9 protein-coding genes are annotated in these 24,179 nt (G+C 37.5%); 3 read left to right on the top strand and 6 right to left on the bottom strand.

The window, feature by feature from the left end; translation table 11 throughout:
* Nucleotides 1-15: 15 nt before the first annotated feature.
* The 5 genes from A3EM_RS45570 to topA form a co-directional block, all read right to left on the bottom strand.
* The gene (locus tag A3EM_RS45570) at nucleotides 16-2,142 is read right to left on the bottom strand and encodes a response regulator (RefSeq protein ID WP_020527399.1); all 2,127 of its coding nucleotides are present in this window, start codon (nucleotides 2,140-2,142) and stop codon (nucleotides 16-18) included.
* Complete coding sequence (locus tag A3EM_RS0106630; RefSeq protein WP_157637761.1) at nucleotides 2,132-2,677, bottom strand: YfiR family protein; 546 nt, start codon at nucleotides 2,675-2,677, stop codon at nucleotides 2,132-2,134. The genes A3EM_RS45570 and A3EM_RS0106630 overlap by 11 nt, the downstream gene beginning before the upstream one ends.
* A gap of 145 nt (nucleotides 2,678-2,822) precedes the next feature.
* Complete coding sequence (locus A3EM_RS0106625; RefSeq protein WP_020527397.1) at nucleotides 2,823-5,111, bottom strand: tetratricopeptide repeat protein; 2,289 nt, start codon at nucleotides 5,109-5,111, stop codon at nucleotides 2,823-2,825.
* A gap of 199 nt (nucleotides 5,112-5,310) precedes the next feature.
* Nucleotides 5,311-7,473 (bottom strand): carboxy terminal-processing peptidase, encoded by a 2,163-nt coding sequence (locus A3EM_RS0106620; protein WP_063745008.1) that lies wholly within the window; start codon nucleotides 7,471-7,473, stop codon nucleotides 5,311-5,313.
* A gap of 474 nt (nucleotides 7,474-7,947) precedes the next feature.
* The gene (gene topA / locus A3EM_RS0106615) at nucleotides 7,948-10,332 is read right to left on the bottom strand and encodes a type I DNA topoisomerase (protein ID WP_020527395.1); all 2,385 of its coding nucleotides are present in this window, start codon (nucleotides 10,330-10,332) and stop codon (nucleotides 7,948-7,950) included.
* An 827-nt stretch (nucleotides 10,333-11,159) separates the two neighbouring features.
* Between topA and A3EM_RS0106605 the strand changes: the two genes are divergently transcribed.
* Nucleotides 11,160-12,434, top strand: a complete 1,275-nt coding sequence (locus A3EM_RS0106605) for a citrate synthase (protein ID WP_020527393.1) — start codon at nucleotides 11,160-11,162, stop codon at nucleotides 12,432-12,434.
* Nucleotides 12,435-12,579: 145 nt separating this feature from the next.
* Here A3EM_RS0106605 and A3EM_RS0106600 read toward each other — a convergent pair whose 3' ends face one another.
* Nucleotides 12,580-18,786: a T9SS C-terminal target domain-containing protein gene (locus A3EM_RS0106600; RefSeq protein WP_020527392.1), complete on the bottom strand. Its 6,207-nt coding sequence runs from the start codon at nucleotides 18,784-18,786 to the stop codon at nucleotides 12,580-12,582.
* Nucleotides 18,787-18,991: 205 nt separating this feature from the next.
* Between A3EM_RS0106600 and A3EM_RS0106590 the strand changes: the two genes are divergently transcribed.
* Together A3EM_RS0106590 and A3EM_RS41685 are read left to right on the top strand one after the other, a co-directional pair.
* Entirely contained in the window at nucleotides 18,992-22,693 is a 3,702-nt protein-coding gene (locus A3EM_RS0106590; protein WP_020527390.1) for a PKD domain-containing protein, read from the top strand.
* Nucleotides 22,694-22,931: 238 nt separating this feature from the next.
* The gene (locus A3EM_RS41685; RefSeq protein ID WP_157637760.1) at nucleotides 22,932-24,050 is read left to right on the top strand and encodes a PorP/SprF family type IX secretion system membrane protein; all 1,119 of its coding nucleotides are present in this window, start codon (nucleotides 22,932-22,934) and stop codon (nucleotides 24,048-24,050) included.
* The last annotated feature ends 129 nt before the right edge of the window (nucleotides 24,051-24,179 follow it).

Raw genomic sequence — 24,179 nt, 5'->3', positions numbered from 1 at the left:
AAAAAAGCGGAAATTTCAATTTTCGGCTTTTTTTGTACTTTCATTATTTACAATTAGCCGTACGATTTTTTCGTAAAGTATATTTTTATCGAAAGGTTTGGAGATATAGTCATTCATCCCGGCAGCCAGGCATTTATCAGATTCTCCATCCATAGCGGCAGCAGTCATGGCAATTATGGGAATATCTTTTTTAGGGGAAGACATTTCTTCGCGGATCATTTTAGTGGCTCCATAACCATCTAGCTCAGGCATATGTACATCCATCAGGATTAGATCGTAATGCTTTTCGGTTAACATATCCACTGCCTCTTGTCCATTTTCTGCTATCTCCACATTAAATTGCCACTGGCCCAAAAGCTCTTCCACCACCATTTGATTTACTTCATTATCTTCCGCTAAAAGAACAACTTTTTGATTATTCTCCTGACTGATTCCATTATGAAGACTTTCCTCAGGAGTTTTTAAACTTGTTATTTCCTCTTCCTGATTAATTTTAAATTTCAGTTCAAATGAGAAAGTACTCCCATTACCCAGCTGACTTTCCAAAAACATTTTTCCTCCCTGCATTTCAACCAATTTTTTACAAATAGATAAACCCAGTCCTGTTCCTCCAAATTTCCGGGTAGTATCACCTCTTTCCTGAGAAAACTCTGAAAAAACAAGATCGAAATTTTCTCGGGCAATGCCCACCCCCGAGTCTTTTACATAGAACCGCACTAAAGCTTCTTTTTCCGTCTTCTCAATTAACTTATTACCAATAACAATTCCTCCGTGTATGGTAAATTTTATCGCATTTGTGAAAAGGTTAAGTACAATTTGAGATAACCTCACTGAATCACCAAGAAGATTTTTGGGAATTTCATCCGAAACATCTAAAGTCACCTTCAAACCTTTTTTATCAGCTTCACCCCTATTTCCAGCAATAATGGTTTTCAGCAAATGATTTACATCCAGCACTTCCTGTTCGAAAGTCATTTTCCCTGCATTGATTTTTGAAATATCCAATACATCATTAATAATGACCATCAGGTTTTTTGCAGAAAATTTTACAATGCCCAAAAATTCCTGCTGCTTTTCATCCAGCTTGGTACCCAATAAAATATCCGTCATGCCAATCACACCATTTAAAGGCGTTCTTATTTCATGTGTCATGTTGGATAAAAACTGAGCTTTTGCATTCGCCAGAGATTCTGCCCTGTCCTTTGCTTTTACCAACTCCACATTTTGAGTTTCAATTTTGGCAATCATTTCATTGAAACTATTGGCCAGCAAAGCAACTTCATCCTTACCTTCTTCCTGCACACGATAAGAATAATCATTGTTTTTAGCAATTTTCAAAGTCACATTTGTAAGTTCGGAAATTGGCTTGGAAATACTTTTCTGCACAAACAAGGTAAGTAAATAGATTACAGCAAATGTAATTAGGAATATAATTGAAACGATTTTGAGATATTGGGAATATCGCTCATAAGAAGGAGACAAATCAGACCGTAAAAATACTGTAGCCAATATCCTGTTTTCATCATCAGGGTCCACAATAGGATGGAAAACATCCATATGGCCTTCAATAAAAAACATATGGATATAATCGAAAAAAAGGCCAGTTCTTTTGCTATTTTCCTGAATGTCCGCTTTATAAACAGGTTTAAAATCACTGGAATCCAGCACCATTTCCAGTTTGGTACTGTACATTCCTCCTATTTCTCCATCAAACTCATCCAATTGCAATAAATCAAGTAAATTATCAGATTTCTCCGTTTGAGGATTTTTAGATCGATTATCAGGAGTGGAATTCAAAAGAGAACTATCCTGAAAATTTCTATCGTAATAAGCCTGAATTTCCTTATTCTGATCAAAAATACTCCCATATTGAATATGAGCGGTAGAAGGCAGTACATTATAAAGATTTTGCTGGGCAGATTCTTTCGCGATAATTCCCCTCATATTGGCAAAAACAGCATTGTTATTTCCAATTAGCTCACCTAACTGGGTAATTTCCTTGTGCAGTTTTGAATGAAAAGAATAAAAATCGTAAACGATAAAAATGGAAAATGATACGAAAAAGGATAACAGGCTTATTGTTAGAATAACAAAAACCAGTTTATATTTAATGGGTAATTTTTTAAATAATTTATTCAGCATCTGAAATTACAAAACCTTCTGCTAACTGTAATAATCTGGTATCGATAATAAGCCCTGCTTTTGAAGCGGCCTCAAGATTAATATAAAAGACGGGTTGTCCGTCATTATATTCAATATTAAAAATTCCTCCCAACTTACAAAAATCATCGATTCCATCCCCAATGGTGAGAATATATTTAGATTTATATTCATCGATGATGGATTCAATTCCTGTTTCTTCAGAATTACAAATAAACAAAATATGTGAACCTTTTAAGTCCTTTATGGTTTTCCCCCTTTTGATTTCAATATAAAGCCCGTTGGCTTTTCGGTTTTTAATAATTCTGTCTATATGCTGCCCAAATGGATCGTCCCCTAAAATTCCAAGAACCAAAACTTTACTTCTGTTTAAAATATTTTTGGGCCAGGTCACAAATTTAGCAAAAGTATATACCATCGCCCCTTTGATTTCATATTCAGTATATTGCGCCTTTGCTGATTTTGACTGGCCAAGAAAGACAGTTGTAAAAAATATAACAATAAAAAATCTATACACCTTCACGTATTAAAAAATAGGATTAATTGTTTCTTATCAGTTTATTAAAGTATGGTAATTTCCCAAAAAGCACTATTAATCAAAGACACCACATACCCATGTTTTAGTTAGGCCAATAGAATAGGCCGGTTAATTTTAATTTAAATCAGAAAAGTTTTATTTCAAGTTTTTCGTCCCTGTCATTTTCCTGATGAATCACAAAATATTCAATCCTGCTTTTCAGGGCTCCATTTTCTTCCAAAAACTTGATAATATTTTCCTTCCTTTCCTCCACAATCTTTTTCGTACCATCTCCCAAATATCTTAGATGTAACCTTAGTTCAGGATTACTATTTAATACTTTGCATATGTGCATTAAATCAGTCCCAATTCTATTTGAAATATCTCTTTCCCTCTTTTTAAAAGTAATTACCTGCTCCACCAAAGGTTGGGAGTTCTCATACTCAAATAACTGTACAAGGCTTTGGTTACTGTTTTTGATGATTTTATTTAAATCCCAATACACTTCCTTTTCCTTTTTACGAACAGCCTCATCGAACACGCCCACCAGTGTATTGTAGTAATCATCAGTTTCTTTTTCCTTTTCCTTTATCACATATTCTACTTTTTCTTCCAATCCGGCCAAACCCTCCAGAGCAGATTTTTGGGTATACTCTGTCATTTTACTCATTATGGCCACCAGTGCATCATATCGAATTTCTTTAATTCTTTCTTCCAAGGAAGCATTGTCATTTATGTTAATCGAAGAATGCTTATAATCACTAATTACCAATTCTTCACCTATCGGTTTATCAAATATATTAATGGTATCAATCCGGATTTCCACATTAAACTCAAACTGATAAGTATCCTTCGGAATATTGATATCGAGCCCGGCACTTTCATAAATTGGTGAAATGATATCGAGGGAATAGTTTTTATTGGTTGGCAAAATCATAAAATATTCCCCTTCTTTTCCTCTGGGATCGAACACAAAATATTGATACCCGGTTTTATCTTTTTCCCTTACTTTAAGATTAACAGGCATTGTTTTGTCCCCGTTTAATATTTTAATCTTTCCACTAACCATGGCCAAAGGCATCTTTTCCCGGGTTCTTTCAATTTTTAATATTTCAAATCCGCCAAAAGTTCTCAATCCATCTATTCCTTTTCTATTCGATGAAAAATATTCCTGCTCTCCATCACCGGACCTGTTATAACAAATGTCATCATAAGCACTATTTATAGGAAAACCCATGTTTCTAGGCGGTTCCCAGGAGTTTCCAAATTGTTTGGAAACAAAAATATCCTGATAGCCCATGGTATAGTGCCCATCCGAACTAAAATACAGTTCTCTTGAACCGGGTTGTAAAAATGGCGTAATTTCATCGAATGGAGTATTAATCACATCACCCAGATTAACTGGAGAGGACCATTCCCCATTTTCTGCCTTCACACTGTGATACAAATCAAACCCGCCATAGCCGCCCGGCCTATTACTTGAAAAAAATAATTCTTTTCCCCCCGAGGCAAAACACCCACCCATTATGGTGCTCCCCGGTATATTGATCACTGGGCTAAGCAGTTTAGGGATACTCCATTTCCCTTTTTTGAGTACCGAAGAATATAGTTTTATATCATCCTCGCTGTTGCCTATCCCCAATAAAATTTCATTTCCATTATTTGTAAGGGAGTAGGATTTTACAATTTTACCCCCAGAAAATTCAACATAAGGAAAATTCCATTCATTTTCTGATTCATTCCATTGGCTTTGGAAGGCAAATTGAGTTTTGTTTTCCAATTTTTCGGGAAGAAAAACATAATCCTCACCAATAATTAAATTAAACTCGTCAATAGGCCTATTGGAACTTAATAAAAGCGTTTTTCCATTTCCCGGAATTATTGGATAGGCATCGTTATAAGAAGTATTGATTGGAAAAGGAAAGGTTTCCACCTTTACATCTTTAAGCCTGTAATTTTTTAAAATATCATTCCCGTTGTTACAAACTCTAATCATCCTGGTTGCCTCGATAAATTTAGCATCCGACAGGGTATCCAGCCTATTTAATATGGCTTCTTCCCGGTATTTGTTGAAACCGACATTAAAAGCCAGCTCAAAATTTCGATTATAGTGCAATACTTTTCCCAGATAATAATAAACATCAACAGGAATCTGGGAATCTCCATTGTCCCGGGCTTCAGCCGCCTTGTAGATATATGGTAAAGCCTCTGTTTTGTGGTTTTGGGAAAATAAATAACAAACCCCTACCTTGTAACTTAGATAAGAATTTTCAGGATTGGTCTGAAGTAAAGAAGTATACAGATTGAGTGCTTTTCCTAATTCATTATTTTCAAAAAGTAAATCAGCATCTGATACAGAATCTTGTGCAGAAAGGCTAAATGAACTAAAAAAACAAATACAAATTAGGTAATAACGGATCAAAAAATTTGACATAAAAGCCGGTTAATCAAGGTATTTCCCTTAGATAAAAAAATCTAAATTCAGGTTAAACTACAAAAAATAACGGTAAGAATTCCCTATTGATCTATAAAAATACAAATTATTGGGAATCTTCTTTTCAAAAATTGGAAAATAAAAAAGCCCGGGTACAAACTTACCCAGGCTTATTTATTTTATGAATTAATTTTAATATTTAATCTTTTATGTGTTTTCCTTTACTATTTCCGGAAGCCACAGAGATATTTTTTACATGATCCTCCAAAACCTGAATGGCTTCATATAAATAGACATCTTCCTTAATTTCCTTATGCCATTTTTCCATTCTGGCCACCTTCACTGAATCTGCAGAATTTCCTCCCTTTGGTACATCCCCATAAACACTCAGGTTTTCATGAACCTTTTTAAGATTTTTAAATTTCTTCGCCTCAGCGTCAAGTTTTTCTTGTTCTATAGTGAAGGCTTCAAAATTAAGGGTTTGTGACTTTTTATCCTGTTGAGCCTTCATTCTCTTAGCATTTTCTTCTATCAGGTTGAATATTTCATTCTGCTCTAATCTGATTTGGCTGTTCTTCGCTAATAATTTCAGATCACTTTCAGATTGCCATTGATTGAAGTCTTTAGCCCCAATTTCATCCCAAGGAAGCGCATACTCCAAACTTCTTTCCCCAATATCCAGGTAATTATAAACATCTGGAAGTATTACATCAGGCTCAACTCCTTTCCATTGTGTAGACTTTCCTGTAATTCTGTAAAACTTCTGAACAGTCAATTTTACCGATCCCAATGGTTTAACCTGTGCATAGGCCTGAGGCAGATAATTATCCATTTCAAAGAACTGTTGAACTGTTCCCTTACCAAAAGTGGTGGAACTACCCACAATAATGGCCCTTCCGTAATCCTGCATAGCTGCAGCCAAAATTTCCGAAGCTGAAGCACTTATCTTATTTACCATTACCACTAATGGGCCATCCCAGGTAATTGAGGGATCTTTATCCTCATAAACAATTGGCTCTGCAATTTTACTTCTCACCTGCACAATAGGACCTTTTTCAATAAATAACCCACTCATTTCAACCGCATCTCTTAAGGATCCACCTCCATTCGATCTAAGATCCAGCACGATGCCATCAACTTTTTCTTTTTTCAGCTTTTCCAATTCCTTCTTCACGTCTTTTGCAGAACTTGGCCCACCTGACCTTTGGAAATCTGCATAAAAACTTGGCAATAAAATGTATCCCACTTTCATCCCACTTTCTTCATCCTCAATAACCGCTGATTTAGCATAAGACTCTTCCAGAATTACCACATCCCTGATAATTGGAACGACCATAAGTCTGCCATCTGGTTTCTTAATGCTTAACCGTACTTCAGTTCCCTTTTTTCCACGAATCATACTTACTGCATCTTTCAGAGGCATTCCTTCTACGCTCACTGGCTCTTCTTCTCCCTGAGCAACCTTTAAAATCACATCTTCCTCTTTTAATTCACCCTGTTTCCATGAAGCACTTCCAATCACAATTCTGGTCACTTTAATATCTCCATCCATTTGGGTTAACTGCGCACCAATTCCTTCCAACCTACCAGACATCTGAATATCAAATTCTTCTTTATCGTAAGGCAGGTAATATTCCGTATGAGGACCGTAAACTGCCAAAATTGAATTTACATAATCAGCGAATTTGTCTTCTTCATCCTGCTTTTCTAATCGATCAAAAAGGTTATTGAAATTCCTCAAAACATCTTTCCTGACTTCCTGCTGAAGTTCTTTATTGGTTTTTATTTTAAATTCCTCACCTTTTTCTTTAGCTTCTTTGGCTTTCTTTTCCTGATTCTCAAGTTTATTGTGATACCTCACTATTGCCTGATACTTTAAATATTTCCTCCATCTTTCTTTCAGTTGAGATTTATTGTTCACATAATCCCAGTCATCTGAATTTAATTCAGCAGTTTCATTTTTAGTGAAATCAAATTCCTTTTCAAGAATATCATTACAATAAGATTTAGCCTCAGCCAGCCTTTCGTTCCAAATTCTTATAGAAACCGGAACAAGATTGACATCTTTACCGGAAATATCATCATCAATACTCAGTTTAAACTGGTTTAATTCCTCTACATCTTTTTGGGTTAAAAACCTTTTACCAGGATCCAGGCGCTTAAGATACTGTTCAAATGCCTTCTCTGATAAATCGTCATTTATTTTTATGGAGTTAAAATGTGCTTTATCCATTAAACCTTTAAAAATCAATTCTTTCAGAACTTTCTCTTTTTCAGGATTTGCTTCATTTTTAAATACAGAAAAACTTAATAACCCAACCAATACTGCGGGTATTAAAAAATATATCGCGCGTTTTCTCATATGATAATGTTTAGGTGCCTGCTTTAGTAAAATGAACTGGAACTGCTAATGGGCAGGCATACTTATGAATTGATAATTTAGGTTTAACTGATGCTATAAAATATCTGTTTCTCAGACTATTAAAACTAAAAATCAGACTTAGTAATATCTAACTAGCAAACGAATAATAAAAAATAATGATTTGAATTTATGAAAATTTAACTATTAAAAGACAACATTGTCTTAAAAAAATTGAATTAAGTGCTCTTCCTAATTAACTCGACAGTAATTTACTAAGTTCCTCCTTGCCTTTTTCCTTCTATAAATTACTTTGACTCATTTGGAAAACCTGAAAAGGTTACTAACAAAATACGGTCCTTTCTCAATAAAGCTGGAAAATCCTCTTCATAAAAAAATGGGTAAAGGGTAATATAACCCGATACCCACTTAATTTTTCAATTACCTAACCTAAAAAAACTCAGGAAGAAAAAGTAATTATTTTTTTGCTGATTTTGTAGATTTCTTAGTTTTTGTAGTTTTAGTGGCTTTGGTTGATTTAGCCGTTTTTTTACCTGCAGTCTTCTTCTTATCAGGTGTGGTTTCAATAATTTCAATACACCTTTCATAAGTTAAATCTTCAGCCACTTCATCTTTAGGAATTTTAAAATTTTTCTTTTCAAAGGAGATATATGGGCCCCATCTCCCATTTAGTACTTTTAGATCGGGATTTTCATCAAATAATTTGATGATTTTTTTGGCATCAGCCTCTCTCTTGGCTTTAATTAATGCGATGGCAGTTTCCTCGTCCACAGTAAGCGGATCATATTCTTTGCCGAGGGAAACAAACTTTCCATCATGTCGAATATATGGTCCAAATCTTCCAATTGCTGCCACTACCACTTTATCCTCAAAGGTACCCACCTGTCTTGGAAGCTTAAATAACTCAAGAGCTTCCTCCATAGATAGTTTTTCCATATATTGCCCTTTTCTCAAAGAAGCATAAAGAGGTTTTTCTTCATCATCTGCATTTCCAATTTGGGCATAAGGACCATATTTTCCCAGTTTCACAAATACATCTTTTCCATTTTCAGGATGTACGCCTAATTTCCGGGTTGTTCCAATTTCGGAACGGGCAACATTTTCCTCAGTGTTTTCTACATTTTTATGGAAATCACCATAAAAATCCTCAATCATATTGTTCCAGCCAATTTTCCCGCTGGCAATGGAATCAAATTGTTCTTCCACCTGTGCGGTAAAGGAATAATCCACTACATCATTAAAATGATTAACCAGAAAATCATTTACAATGATTCCTGTATCAGTAGGAAACAGTTTGTTTTTTTCTGCACCAGTAATTTCAGTCAGGGTTTGGCTGGTTATTTTCCCCTTTTCCAGTTTTAATTCCTGGTACTTTCTTTCCACTCCATCTCTAGGCTCCTTAATCACATAACCTCTCTTTTGGATTGTGGAAATTGTAGGCGCATAAGTGGAAGGTCTTCCAATACCATTTTCTTCCAGTTTTTTCACCAGGCTGGCTTCTGTAAATCTGGCTGGAGGTCTGGTAAATCTTTCTGTAGCCTTAATATGGTTCAAATCAAGTTTTTGTCCTATATCCAGCGGAGGAAGCATTCCTGATGGTGTTTCATTCCCATTATCATCATCATCAGTGGATTCAATATAAACCTTTAGAAAACCTTCAAATTTTACTACTTCACCACTTGCGGTTAGTTTTTCTGAAGTAGTGGAAATTCCAATAGTGGCAGTTGTTTTTTCCAGTTTTGCATCCGCCATCTGAGAAGCAATAGCCCTTTTCCAAATCAAATCATACAACCGATTATCATTCCGGTCTCCACTTATTTCGTGATGGGCAAAATTCGTTGGTCTAATCGCTTCGTGAGCTTCCTGTGCTCCTGAAGATTTAGTTTTAAACTGTCGGTTATGCACAAATTCTGGCCCGTAGAAATTGTGAATTTCCTGAGAAGCTCCTTTTTGGGCCTCTTCGGAAAGATTTACTGAATCCGTTCTCATATATGTAATATGACCCGCTTCATATAAATTCTGTGCCACACGCATGGTTTGAACTACTGAAAAACCAAGCTTTCTACTTGCCTCCTGTTGTAATGTAGAGGTAGTAAATGGGGCAGTCGGAGATTTTTTGGCTGGTTTTTTCACCAAATTCTCTATAGAAAATTCCGCAGTCAGACATCTTTCAAGAAATGCCTGAGCCTCAGCCTCAGTTTTATATCGTTGTGGAAGATCTGCAGTCAGTTTTTTTCCGCCTTCCAGATCGAAAATGGCACTTACCTTGTAATTGGGAGTTACCTTGAAACTATCAATTTCCCGCTCTCTCTCTACTACCAGTCTTACAGCCACAGACTGTACCCGACCCGCAGAAAGTCCAGTTCTAATTTTCTTCCAGAGAACTGGTGACAATTCAAATCCCACCAGACGATCCAGAATTCTTCTGGCCTGCTGGGCATTTACCAGGTCAATATCAATTCCTCTCGGGTTTTCAATAGCCTTCAGAATTGCATTTTTGGTAATTTCCCTAAATACAATCCTTTTGGTATGATCATCCTTTAAGTTAAGCGCCTCTTTCAAATGCCATGAAATTGCCTCACCTTCACGGTCATCGTCAGTGGCTAACCAAACGACTTCCGCATCTTTCGATAATTTCTTAAGTTCAGAAACCAACTGTTTCTTATCAGAAGGAACTATATATTCAGGTTTAAAACCATTTACTTTATCAATTGCCTTATCTCCTTTAGATAAATCTCTGACATGTCCATAACTGGACTTTACCAGGTAATCCTTACCCAAATACTTTTCTATGGTTTTGGCTTTGGCTGGGGATTCGACAATTACTAAATTCTTTGACATTACTTACAATGATTATGTGGTTCGCAACAAAAGTGCGTAAAAAAATATAAATATCAATGACAGAAATTTCCTGTCTTTTACATCCAAATACTGAAATTTGTTCAATCCCTTCAAACCAAATCAAAATAATTCAGCATTTAAAACTAAGATGTAATTGGGTTATAAATAAAAATCAACATTCAATTATTTCACTATTGATGAATATTTATATGGCAATCCGGAACTTATTTGAAAGATTTTATTAGAACTGTATTTTAAAAAATTCCGTTTTAAAAAAATCAAAAAACCGAAATTGAAATTTAAACTCAAAATTATTTCTCCAATTTCTGAAACAAAAAATATTGTATATATAAAAACTTTACAGTCTGTTTAGTATAATCCACTACCAATTTTTTATTTCCCCTTTCCCTATTTCCACCAACTTTTTGTGATGGAAAATTAAGTAAATTATATTAGGAATTGAATGTCTTTCTCAAGTATTTATTACAATGGAATTATCTTCTAAAACTCCAATTTTTCAGGTGTTCCTTTACTTTATAACAACCCGGAATGCCAAATTAAAAACAATTTTGCCAACAGAGAATTTTCGCCAAACAAGAATTGTTACAAAGAAGATTGATTTTTTTTGTTTTAAAGAGAATTGATAGCTTATTTTGAAAAACTAAGTGATGAATTATTTGTTAAGAAAATAATAATTATAAATACTAAAATTTTGCCCTCTCTTACCACGATAGGCAAACTTTTATCAGGTATTTAAATCATTATTTCGAAGACAATATTTATATTCGCTACATAAACAGATTTAACAGTTAAAATAATTTTATTAAATGGCAAAATCAGCGGAACTACATTTTGAAGGAAAAGTATATGAATTACCGGTAGTTGAAGGTACTGAAGGCGAAAAGGCGGTGGATATTTCCAAGTTAAGAGGCCAGTCAGGATTGATTACACTAGATGTAGGATTTAAAAACACAGGTTCCACAAAAAGTGCAATTACCTTTTTAGATGGTGAAAAGGGAATATTGAGGCACAGAGGCTATACGATAGAAGAGCTTTGTGAAAAAGCTCAGTTTTTGGATGTAGCTTATTTGTTAATTTATGGAGAATATCCAACTCCTGAAGTTTCAAAAACTTTTGCCGAAAAAATAACTTTACACACGCTTGTACATGAAGACATGAGGAAAATCTTTGATGGTTTCCCAACTTCCGCTCACCCTATGGGCGTATTGTCTTCACTGGTAACATCACTAACAGCTTTTTATCCTGAATCACTGGACCCAACCACTTCTCCTGAAGGTGTAAATACTACCATCATCAGGTTATTGGCTAAGCTGCCAACAATTGCAGCATGGTCGTACAAAAATGAAATGGGTCATCCTTTAAATTACCCAAAAAACAAATTGAACTATGTGGAGAATTTCCTTCACATGATGTTCGCTTTAAGAACTGATGATTACGAAATCAATCCGGTAGTAGCAGCTGCCATGAACAAGCTTCTTATTCTCCATGCAGACCATGAGCAAAACTGTTCAGCAGCTACCGTAAGAGTAGTTGGTTCTTCCCAGGCTAGTTTATACGCTTCGGTTTCAGCGGGAATCAATGCACTTTGGGGAAGATTACACGGAGGAGCTAACCAGGCTGTAATTGAAATGCTGGAAAACATTAAAGCTGATGGTGGAGATGTAGAAAAATACATCGCCAAAGCTAAGGATAAAAATGATCCTTTCCGATTAATGGGATTTGGTCACAGGGTTTATAAAAACTTTGATCCAAGAGCCAGAATCATCAAAAAATCTTGTGATGATGTTTTAGAAAGCTTAGGTATCCATGATGAAACGCTGGAAATCGCCAAGAAACTTGAAGAAGTTGCACTTAAGGATGATTACTTCGTATCAAGAAAATTATTCCCTAACGTAGATTTCTATTCCGGAATCATCTACAGAGCAATCGGTATTCCAACTGATATGTTTACTGTAATGTTTGCTTTAGGAAGGCTTCCAGGCTGGATCGCTCAGTGGAAAGAAATGAGAGAAGAAGGACAAGCTATCGGTCGTCCAAGACAGGTTTATGTAGGAGAAAACGAGAGAAAATTAAATATCTAATTTTTCCATATTAATTCCTTTTATTAAGAAAATCCTCATCAAATTAATGATGAGGATTTTTTATTTCATTTCCTTTTGAATGAAATTGATAAAAGACCACAGCAATTTTACTTATCTGCTTTATCTATTTTTATCATATCTGGGACTATCTTATCAAGGTTACACTTCCGTATTTCACAATAGGATCTCCGGGAGTTAATTCGCTTTCATACCTCACCATCCATGGGTAAACTCCTGCCGGCATTAGTTCTCCAAGGTAATATCCTTCCCAACCCTGATCCTTATCTTCGGTTTTAAATATTATTTCTCCCCATCTGTTAAATATTGTCAGTTCGTATCGGGCAAAGTTTTTACCTTTCACATTGAAAACATCATTGGTACCATCTCCATTTGGGGTAAAAGCCGTAGGCACAAAAAGTCTTGGTTCGCATAGCTCCTGAACTTCCACCGAATCAGATACAATACAGGTTTCATTACTTGCAGTAACGTAATACATTCCTTCCTGAACTACCGTAATACTTCTGGCAAACACCGGGTTTGGTAAATCAGGAGAGGTCCAGACAACAGTAGTGTAAGAGGCAGGCACTTCCAGGGTAACCACCTCATCATTCTGGAAGCAGGCATCAGAAACATCAGGGACCAAATCTGGTTCAGGATTAAATTCTACTGTAATATCTCTGGTGATGGTACATTCCCTTGCCGTGCCATCAAATCCGGCAACAGTTGCAGTAACGGTGTAAACACCTGATTCTTCTACAATTATAGTAGGAGAAGTTTCTCCCCCTGGTAACCAGGTATAGGTAGCTGGTAAACCACCAGGAATAGTTGCATCTAGCACAAATTGATCTACATCACAAACTATGGTATCGTTATTTGGCAGCGATTCAGGAAAAGAGACTACACTGATATTTACGAAACTCTCAGCAGTACAACCCAGGGAATCTGTGTAAGTGACTGTGTATAATGTAGAAACAGAAGGCATTACCTTAACCTCTGGGCCAACTCCACCATTGTTATCCCACACATAAACACCATCAGGAAGAGGGTTTATAACGGATAAAGTAACTTCCTCACCTTCACAAATATATTCATCTTCCGAAGTTTCAATAACCGGAGGGTCTTTTACAAAAACAGGTTGAGTTATTGAACCACTACAACCAGCAAGCGTAATCACATTAAGCGTTACATCAAAGGACTGACCAGTTACTGGAAAAGTATAAGAAGGATTGTTTCCTTCAGCATCGATTAAGCCATCACTGTCAAAATCCCATAAATAACTAATAATAGCACTTCCTGGTGAAGAGGATTGATCTAAAAATGAAACCGGTTGTCCACCACAAACCGAATCTGGACTCACAAACCTGGCTATTGGAGGTTCAGAAACTACAACCGTTTGAACCACAGAGTCTTCACAAAGACCATCGCTGTAAACCTTAAGCATTACATTGTAAACATTTGGAACTTGATAAGCAAAACTCACATCTCTGGTATCATCAAAAACAAAATCAGGTACTTCGTTACTCGTAAAATACCATTCTGATCTTACAATATTACCAGAGGCAATTGTTGAGTTATTTTCAAAATTTATGGATTCCCCAAGACAAGCATTTTCATATTCGTAGGCGGCTTCAGGACTTGAAGTAACGATGATTGGACCAAATACTTCTGTTGCCGAACAACCATCCCCAGTTACTATTGTTAAAGCAGATTCGAAGGGTCCACCTATTGTAGGGTAATTATAAGTTACTGAATTGGTGGTGGTTGTAGTGTCCACCGTTCCATCATTATCAAAATCCCATTGCCATTCGGTAATCAAAGGATCAACATTTCCAATAAGCATGGTAGCCTGATCAGTACAAGCTGGCATTACCTGCAATAATGGTTCTGGTAATGGGGAAATGGTAATTGTTTTAGTTATAGTTACCTCACAAGGCGTTCCATCTGGTAGAAAAGTTTCTACTGTAAGCTGTACATTATAATCATCTGGAATATCAAAAACATTTGTTACAACTGAATCAGCCTCGGTTCCTCCAGCTGTATTCCCATCTCCAAAAACCCAAGAAAAAGTAGTACCCGGATTGGCAGGATCATAGGCTGAACTATCACTAAAAACGACTTCTTGTCCGGCACAGGCATTTTCGAAGGTAAACTCAGCCATTGGGATGTAAATATTTTTTCGAATGGTATCTGCACAACCATCCTGGTTTTTAACGATTAGTCCAACAGGGAAAATCCCTCCTGAGCCAAACTCATCAATACCAGTTGGTCCTGGGTTATTAATACTTTCTGCGTAAATACTATCATTATCAAAATCCCACAACAAACTATCTACCGGACTTCCCCCAGGATAATTTGAAATATCTGCAAAATTAACTAAAAATGAAGGCGGGGCTGCTGAGGAATTACATGCAGGAGTATAAGTAAAATCTGCTTCCGGACTTGGGATAAAATTTACAGTTATGGTTACAGTCTGATCGCATTTGACATCATCATTTAAATTCGAACCATGCGTTAAATCGTCTACATAAACCCTTACACTATAAGTTCTTGTTTCGGGTAAATTGTTAGCAGGAGTAACCTGAATGGAAGAACCATCTGAAATAATTCCTGCTCCCGGGTCTGAAAGATCTCTCCACTCATAATTCATTGTACCCAATTGCAAAATATGAGTAGAATCAAAAACATCAACTGTTAGAGGTCCTTGAGAGGTACACCAGTTGATAGTGGAATCCTGAATAAATGGGCAGGGTAAGACTAAAATTTGTTTTTCATCTGCTGTAAACTGACAACTCCCATCATCGATTTGCATGGCCAGTGTATAAGAACCAGGTATTGTATAAGTATTTACCGTATCTATTCCTGTGGTAAGTGTTCCCTCTCCAAAATCCCAAATGTAAGTAAAGCCATCTACAGGGTCATCAACCTGGGTTTCTACCAGCAAATCTGGGTAACCAATGGTATCCGTTGCTGTGAATGTTCCTTCTGGTCCATCTACAACTATTGGATTTGGTTGAAGAGTATAGGTGGAATCACATCCAGTTGCATCAATTACAGTAAGGGATGGGTAATACTCTCCAGGGTTTCTATAGGTATATGTAATCATATCCTGAGGACCACCAGCAGCACTATCTGCCAAAACAACACCATCACCAAAATCCCATATATAGGCATAAATACTATTTGCCCTGCCAGGACCAGCATTTGGTCCTACCAATGCTGGAAGTGTTTTTTCAAAGGTCACCTCCAAGGGAGGACAAGCTCCATTTAAAGGAGAAGCTGTAAATTCCGGATTAATTTCGTCCTTATATACTGTAAATGTCTTTACTACCGTGTCTAGACAACTATTGAGGTCAAAAATTAAAGCTGTTACTTCATAGGTTATACCATCCAAAGAGCCTTCAAAAAACAAAGTAGGTTCCAAACCTTGGGCTGAAGTACCATTATCAAAATCCCATTGGGCATTTAATGGTCTCAACCCAACAGACAAGGAATCTAAATGAAGAAAGGAAACCATTTCCCCTCCACAAGCAGGTTCCTGTACAATGTCGAACTCTCCTTCTGGTTTAGTAGGTCTTACTTTAACCGAATCGATCGCTGAACAGCCCTGATCATCGGTTACGGTTAGTTTTACCCAGTAAAAGCGATCTTGTGGAGCATTAATATCGGTATAGGTATAAGAAGGATTTTGGTCTGTGGAAGTTCCTCCATCTCCAAAATCCCATTCCCAACTGGCGATGGGATTGATAGAAGTGGTTAAATCCCTGAAACTTACTTCATTGTCCTTACAGGTTCCTGCATCACAAACTTCAAAATTTATTTGTGGCCCGGTAATTTGCACAAAATCCGAATAGGTGGTATCGAATGTACAACCTAAATCAGTGGTAATGGATAGCGAAACAGAATAGTATCCAGGTTCGGTATAAACAATTTGAGGACTTGCTTCATTGCTGATTTCCCCATTTCCAAAATCCCAACGGTAATTGGTGATGGTAGAACCTGGCACTTCCAATTCCCCTGTATCATTAAATCGGACTGCAGTGGGAAAACAGTTATTACCCTTTATAGCCGTAAGGGCATCGAAATTAGGTATGCCAAAATTGGGTTGAGTACCGCCAATTGTAAATTCATCTGTACAAAGAGATGAAGCATTTACGGCTTCAATTCTTGCCTCCCATGTAGCTCCGGCCGGAACAAATATGGGAACTTGTTTTGGTGATCCTGAAACTGGAATATTACTTCCTCCAACAGTTACAGTCCAGTTGACTACAGATGCCCCAACAGAACGATCTACCAAATAAATGGTATCCAAAGCACATTCATCGGTATGGAATTCCAGCGCTGCTTTTGGGGCAAGTATTTCTATATCCTTATAAACAGTATCCAGACATCCATTGCTATTCACATATAGGGCAACTGTAATAATTCCCGGATCCTGGTTATCATAAATATAAGTCCCTTCAAAATCAGTACTGAAAACGGAATCCACACCCAGAAAATCCCAACCAAAAGTAACTCCAGTAGTATCCCCCTGGTAATCGTTTGTAAAAGTAACTTCTGTCTGATTACAAATTTGTGTAGCACTTGGAGTGAAATCTACACTAACTGGTGCTATTCCCACCTGTAAAAATTCAGTTTTTTCAAGGGTTTGAGTCCCACAGGAATTGGTGATGGTTAATGAGACATCATAATCACCAGACATGGTTAGAGGGAAGGAAAATTCCGAAAACTCAGGCCCACTGGCAGATTCTACAAGTACATTGGTAGCACTATTTCTGATTTCCCATTCATAATTAAAGGCAATCACAGCAGAGGAAGTATTGTCAAATAAAGTAACAAAAAAATCTCCTGCACAACCACTTGCTGAGCTTGCCCCAAAATCAACCACGGTAGATTGCACCTGAACAAGGTTTTCATATTCAACCGTGGATTCACACCCATTTGCACTAATAGCGGTTAGACTTACAGTATAGGAAGTATTATCAGGACCCGAATAATCGTGATCTATCTGGTTAAAATCAGCATCTCCTCTATTGATAGTAAGCAAAGGGCTACCATCACCCAAATCCCAAATTACCGTCTCTGTCTCAGCCGAACTCAAATTAAGAAATTGCACATTTGCGTTAGCGGGGTCACAGAATGTTGATGCATTATTTACAGAAAAATCTGCAATAGCATTTGGATAAACCTCTATAAAATCATTTTCGGTTATAGTGCCATCACAACCATTTGGATCATCGGACACTGTTAATGTGACATCATATAAACCTACATTTTCATAAAGATGCTCAGGAGAATAAATATCGGGGTCAGAAGCAAGTCCTGTTAATGTAGTACCATCTCCAAAATTCCAGGTCAAAGTCTGGTCGCCTTGGGTAAAATCAGGGGTAAATGTAGCAGTAAACGGGGAACATCCTGCAGCATTATTGACAATAAATCCGGGAACAAAATCTACAATTTCCACCAGAGCAGGTTTGGTATCCACAATGGTACAACCAGCCTCATTGGTGATCTGCATGGTTACATCATAACTTCCTAATGCATCATATGTATGGGTTACGGGAATGGCAGATGGATCTTGTGTATCATCCAGTGTTGTACTCAAGGTATTGCCATCCCCAAAATCCCAAATTATAGTGTAATTTCCCGGATCAAGAATATATTGAAAGTTAACTTCAAAAGGAGCAGTACAGGAAACTTGTCTAGTGTCTGGTAAAAAGCCTGCGTTGAAACCTTCTCCTAGGGTGATGACTTCATCATAAAACCCAAGGTTTTCGCAACCACTGTCATCGGTCACTCTTAGTGATATTCGGTATCTTCCGGGATCAGTAAAAGTAAAGTTAAAAACCTCATCAAAAGATGCACTTCTTGTACCTGTTTCTATATTTTCAATAGTCCATAAATAATCTACGATTGATGTTCCTGCAGAACCATGAGTACTGTTTCGCCCATTAAGAGACACAAATTGAGGCACACAATTTCCAACTAAAGTGAAGGGGTCGATAACAGCTGAGGGAGAAGAACTTACTGTAACTGTTTGAGTGGTAGAAACACCACCACATGAAGTGGTCAAGGTTACAGAAAAAACACCTTCATTAAATATTCTTTGAATAGGAGTAGTTGTAGCATTTGTAACGTTTCTGGTTAATGGAGTTGAACCATCACCAAAATCCCATGTCTCAGTTGTAAATGCACATCCTGTGGTATTTTCAAACTCAACTCTTAACCCACCACAATCTGAAGCCGGGTTTGGGTCCATAGTGAATGTAGATTGCCCAAAAACTATAGCTGGTAAGGTAAAGGCAATAAACGCAGTAAAAATTGTAAATAGTTTCAATCTATATTTTTTTTCCATTTAAAAACAGGAATATTATTTGCACATGTTCAGATGTAAGGAACGACTCAAAAAATGAACCGTTTTCATACTTAAAGAGTTTAATTTCCATCAAAAGCTAAAAACAAAAATTCGTTATTATTTAGTTCTTCACCAACTTTTTTTAAGAAATTGCACTCTATTGTTTATAATAGCATTCGCTTAAAAATAATTAATTATAATGTAAATGAACCTGTACTACAAATTTACTATATTATACATTTTAACATTTATTTTTTACAACCAGGCTATAGCTCAAAACATTGTAACCTATTTGGGAAATAACAGGGTTGAACAATTAAATGCTGTTATTCAACTTCCCGATGGTACATACATAGCCAGCGGAAGTGCAGAAGACCTATCCTGGGTAGTTGGCAGTCCCGGCCTCAATCAGTTAGACCCCTTAACCATAAATAATGTTGGAGCTGGTGGAAATTCCAAAATCGGGATGATTATTCACCTGAGTGAAGATTTGCAGGAATTATTAAATGTAGTTTATTTCCCACAAGGAGCAGTACAGGACATTAAGCACATTAAAAGTAATTCACCATCGGGTAACAGTGGTGATTTTTTTATTTCCGGCACTACGGCAAGCGGATATTTTCTGGCCAAATTGAATAACAACTTTGTCAATGGCATTCCCACAGCCATTGACTGGGCTTATAATGTAGAAGCTTCAGGAGCACACCAATCCCGCCAGCCCTGGGATGTGGGGGGAGACGGAAAAATTGTTTTTGCCATGGGAGCCCCCAATGCTAAAGGTTTTTCGGCAGTTTATAGGCTTAGGGCAGACGGTTCAGGATTGGATATAGTTCCCGACTGGCGCTACCATGTTGGCAATCATATCACCACAGGAGCCACCGTTTCGGATACCTGGACTCCAGCTTTTTCCAATCCGGAAATTGTTCCTATTTACAGTGGAGTTTTATTGACTAGCGATACCAGGTGTGCCTTAAGGTCATGGAACCAAACTGATTTTGAAACATTTACCCCAGATGGAAATGGAGGTACGAAAAGAGGCGCCTGGCCATTAGATATGTTTTACGCTTCCTCCTGTAATACCAATGTCCCCCAAAGCACTATGGCGCAGGGGGGCTATACTAATTATTCACTGGGAGAAAATTTTTCGCATCAAGTTGGAGCAATCGCTGTGGATAAAAGATCATATCATATATATATAGGTGCTACTGTGGATGCAGTCAACAGAGTGGGAGTTCCCACTTTCGAATCTTTTGTTATTGCCTACACAGAAAATGGTTCGAAAAAATGGTGGAGCAGGTTGCATACAGAAGATATTTTTCAGGCTTCACCGGCTGTTCAGCTGGATGCCCTGGCTATTGATTATGCTCAGGGAAATTCTATATTGGTTTTAGCCAGACAAAAAGGTAATACAAATGCCAACCTTTGGAGTGGAACTGGTACTTTTCATTCCAATTATACCGGAGGGGATGGAAGGGAAATTGGCTGGCTGGGAAGATTGGGATTAGGCTCAGGTGATTTTATGAACAGTACTTTTTTCAGTGGGTTTGCCAACGATCAGGGAATTCCTTCCAGCAGTGAACCAATTCTGGATGGCTGGCCTGATCATAATGGTGGAAATGCCAATTTAACCAACACCATTGGAAAGATTACGCTTCAAACGGACGGTTTTGGAAATATTTATGTCATAGCAACTTCAAGTGGTTTTTTAACAACAGCCAATGCCTATCAAAAACACATGAATCCCAACGGAGCAGGAGCATACAGGGCTGTTACCGCAGAAAACATCAGGGTATTCACTCCGGATATGCAAACCCTGATTTACAGTTCCGCACTTACAGGTAGTAGTCCGGGATCAGGCAGTGGAGGTGGGAATACGGTGTTGAATGGAGCCTTTCCCATTCATAATGGTGTAGTGGTAGTCGGATATCAACCAGGCAGTGGTTCAGGTGGTGCTTTGGGTACAAATATTCCTGTGGCTAATGTCCCACCATGGGGTACATCCACTCCTGAAAATGAGAGTGCAATCTTTGGTAAATTACAGTTTTCTCAAGTGGAAGCTTTATTCCTGGCAGATCCCGCCAGTGGTAATTGTGTTGGGGAAACTACTGTATTTACTGATAGTAGTTATAGCATTCCTGATGATATCATTTCCTGGCAATGGAATTTTGGAGTTGGAGCCACTCCTGCAACAGCCTCTACAAAAGGTCCTCATAGTGTAACCTGGTCTACTCCTGGAGAAAAAACCATCTCCCTTACGGTAACCAATCAAAGTAATTTGACGGATAATACCACAATTTCTTACACGGTTTCAGATGCACCAACCGCCAACATTACCACCGACCCCGCAAATGGCGCCATTGACCCTGCTCCGATTTCTGTGGAGTTGTCTTCCGGTGGACCAGCAGATCCTGATGCTACTTACTTGTGGGAAATACAGGATTTGGTTAAAGGAAATACTTTTTATACCACTGATATTGCCAATCATGAATTTTTAATGGCGGGTGATTATGCTGTAAAATTAACCGTAAGCAAGGATGGCTGTACTGTGGAAGATTCAACAATATTAAATGTGACTGGTGGACCTGGCCCAATTGATCCGGAATTTACAGTTTCTCCAGATCCGCCTTGTGTCAATTCTCCTGTCATTTTTGAACAAGTGCTTGATTCCAATGCGGTGAGTTGGAAATGGTCATTTGGAGAAGGAGCCACACCGGCCTTTTCTGAATCAAAAGGACCACATTCCGTTACTTATACTACTCCTGGTCCTAAAACTGCCATTCTTGTAGTGGGAAATGGAGTAGTTGAAAGAAGCCATGTATTGAATTTTGAGGTAACTCCACTGCCTATTTCCGATTTTAATATCACCATTGGAGCAGGTGGTGTAGTTGATTTCCAAACCACAGGCCCTGCTGGTGTGGACTATGAATGGAACTTTGGAAATCCTCTGGATACTACGGGAAATACTTCTACTGTTCAAAACCCTTCATATACTTATGCCTATGATGGCAGCTATATAGTTTCCCTTGAGGCTACAAATCCAAATGGTTGTACTTCAACTTTTATAGATTCCCTCAACATTATGGGTTTGGGAACAGATACCATTTTTGCTGATTTTACCATTATTCCCTCAACCCAGACTTGCGTGTTCAATACCGTGACAATAACAGACATGTCCAGAGGGTATGATGATAATAAAAACTTACAGGGTTGGACCTGGTATTTTGAAGAAGATGCCGTAATTGATGGTGATACATTAGAACAAGGATTTGTGGAAGTTCCCGGACCGGTAAATGTTTATTGGACCACACCCGGAACCAAAAGAATTACCCTGGTCACCAGCGGGCAGGATGATGCTTCCACAAAAGTAGCTTCACAAACTTTTGAAGTTTTCCCCTACCCCAATGCATATTTCAACTATTCCACAGCAGATTGTGATGACTTAACCGTTTCATTTTCAGCCCAAAGCGGTACTGGAAACTATTACAGTTGGGACTTTGGAGATGACGCTACAGCTTCACCTACAATAGGCTCTGCTGTAAGTCATACCTATCCTTCTGATGGGCAATATACGGTTACCTTAACAGTTGTTAATAACGGTTGTACATCAGTGGTATCCAGGCAGATCAATATAGGTGATTGTTCAGTCCCTCAGGATATTACTGCGGGGATAATTGCCAGACCAGCCAGACTGGATTGTGCCGACCAGAGGTATATTTTTGAAAGTGCTTCTACCGGAACTTACACAGACTGGCAGTGGAATTTTGGAGCGGGATCGAATCCTGCCAGTGCCAGTGGGCCAGGCCCGCATGAAGTTACAATTGCTGGAGGAAGCAGACCTGTAACAGTCAGTTTAACTGTTACAGACCAGGATGGGAACACTAAAACAGTAACAGCAGAAATTCCTTAATAAATGATAAGATAAATAATTCGTGATCACCTAAATTAGTTTAAAAATCAAAAAAACATACATGCGTGACAAAACTGAAATTTTTGACTTAGCATGCAAGTTGCAAAGAGAAAATACACAAAATATTCACTACTAAATTTCAACCAAATAGTTCTTTGCAAAGTCATTTAAAAGGATATTAAAATAATTAATGATCACAGATATCAAATTTCTTGGCCAAGAATTTAAAAAAAGAGGTATGAGAGAGGTCCGAACCAGCTATGAAGGAAATATACTGATAAAAGCAAAAAAACTTTTTGGCTGCTTTATATTGGCTTTTTCATTTTTGAGTTTCGATTCAAAAGCACAAGATCCTCAATTCACTCAATTTTATGCAGCTCCATTATACCTGAATCCAGCTTTTACAGGATCAGCTGGAAATTCAAGGGCTGTAGCCAATTACAGAAACCAGTGGCCAGGGCTGGAAGCTAATTTTGTGACCTATGCTGCTTCATTTGATACATTCTTTCCAAAATATAAAAGTGGATTTGGTTTATTACTTAAAAGAGATGAACAGGGAGGTGGGGCAACTGCCCCCCTGGTTTCTACAGACGCCAACCTCTCATATTCTTACCTGATACCAATAAACAAACAAGTTGCAGTACAGGCGGGATTACAAGTAGGATATGGATTCAGGGATTTAAATTTTAACAGCTTAATTTTTGGGGACCAACTCGATGACAGAGGCCCCACTGGTAATCCAACAGCCGAAAATTTTGGTAATGATAAAATAGGTTACCTTGACGTATCAACAGGTGCTTTACTATTCACTAACCAAATGTGGTTAGGATTTTCAGCGCAACATTTGAATACTCCAAATATGTCTTTTTTGGGAGATAAAGATCCTTTGCCTATGAAATTCTCTTTACATGCCGGATATAAATTACCATTTGGAGGATTTTTAAGAGGAAATCCAGTGGCTAAAGATCAAAGTATTACCCCTACCATTATGTATATCAGCCAGGGAAAATCTGACCAGTTGAGTATGGGAGCATATGTGAATTATGATCCGCTTGTAGTGGGTTTTTGGTATAGAGGAATTCCAGTAAAAAGGTTTGAGGATACAGGTATCAACCAGGATGCTGTGGCTTTTCTGGTAGGTTTCAAACTGGATAATTTTAATATTGGTTATAGTTACGACTATACTGTATCTAAGCTAAATAACCTAAACTCATTAGGTTCACATGAAATTTCCATTACCTATCATTTTAAACAAAAGACCAGAGGTCGAAGTAAAGGATTTGGGTATCCAAGAGTAATTTGTCCAAACCCATGGAAAAAATATGAAAAACTTAATTATCAACATGTCAATCACTGATAATTGTTGAAAGAAAAAAAACGAGAGAATTTCAAAATTGAAATTCTCCCGTTTTTTTTATCTAAGAGCATGTTTAATTTTTAATTGTTTCGCTGAAAACCTAAATTTTAAACACGCCCTAAAAATATA

Origin of the sequence: Flexithrix dorotheae DSM 6795, from assembly GCF_000379765.1 — a bacterium.
Lineage (GTDB): Bacteria > Bacteroidota > Bacteroidia > Cytophagales > Flammeovirgaceae > Flexithrix > Flexithrix dorotheae.
The sequence above is the reverse complement of the archived record's forward strand: the minus strand, read 5'-3'. Positions and strand labels throughout refer to the sequence as shown.

What these genes read in the sequence shown, in the direction of transcription:
- A3EM_RS45570 (WP_020527399.1), bottom strand. Translation starts at nt 2,142, where the DNA reads ATGCTGAATAAATTATTTAAAAAATTACCCATTAAATATAAACTGGTT.
- A3EM_RS0106625 (WP_020527397.1), bottom strand. Translation starts at nt 5,111, where the DNA reads ATGTCAAATTTTTTGATCCGTTATTACCTAATTTGTATTTGTTTTTTT.
- A3EM_RS0106620 (WP_063745008.1), bottom strand. Translation starts at nt 7,473, where the DNA reads ATGAGAAAACGCGCGATATATTTTTTAATACCCGCAGTATTGGTTGGG.
- A3EM_RS0106600 (WP_020527392.1), bottom strand. Translation starts at nt 18,786, where the DNA reads ATGGAAAAAAAATATAGATTGAAACTATTTACAATTTTTACTGCGTTT.
- A3EM_RS0106590 (WP_020527390.1), top strand. Translation starts at nt 18,992, where the DNA reads ATGAACCTGTACTACAAATTTACTATATTATACATTTTAACATTTATT.
- topA (WP_020527395.1), bottom strand. Translation starts at nt 10,332, where the DNA reads ATGTCAAAGAATTTAGTAATTGTCGAATCCCCAGCCAAAGCCAAAACC.
- A3EM_RS0106605 (WP_020527393.1), top strand. Translation starts at nt 11,160, where the DNA reads ATGGCAAAATCAGCGGAACTACATTTTGAAGGAAAAGTATATGAATTA.
- A3EM_RS41685 (WP_157637760.1), top strand. Translation starts at nt 22,932, where the DNA reads ATGAGAGAGGTCCGAACCAGCTATGAAGGAAATATACTGATAAAAGCA.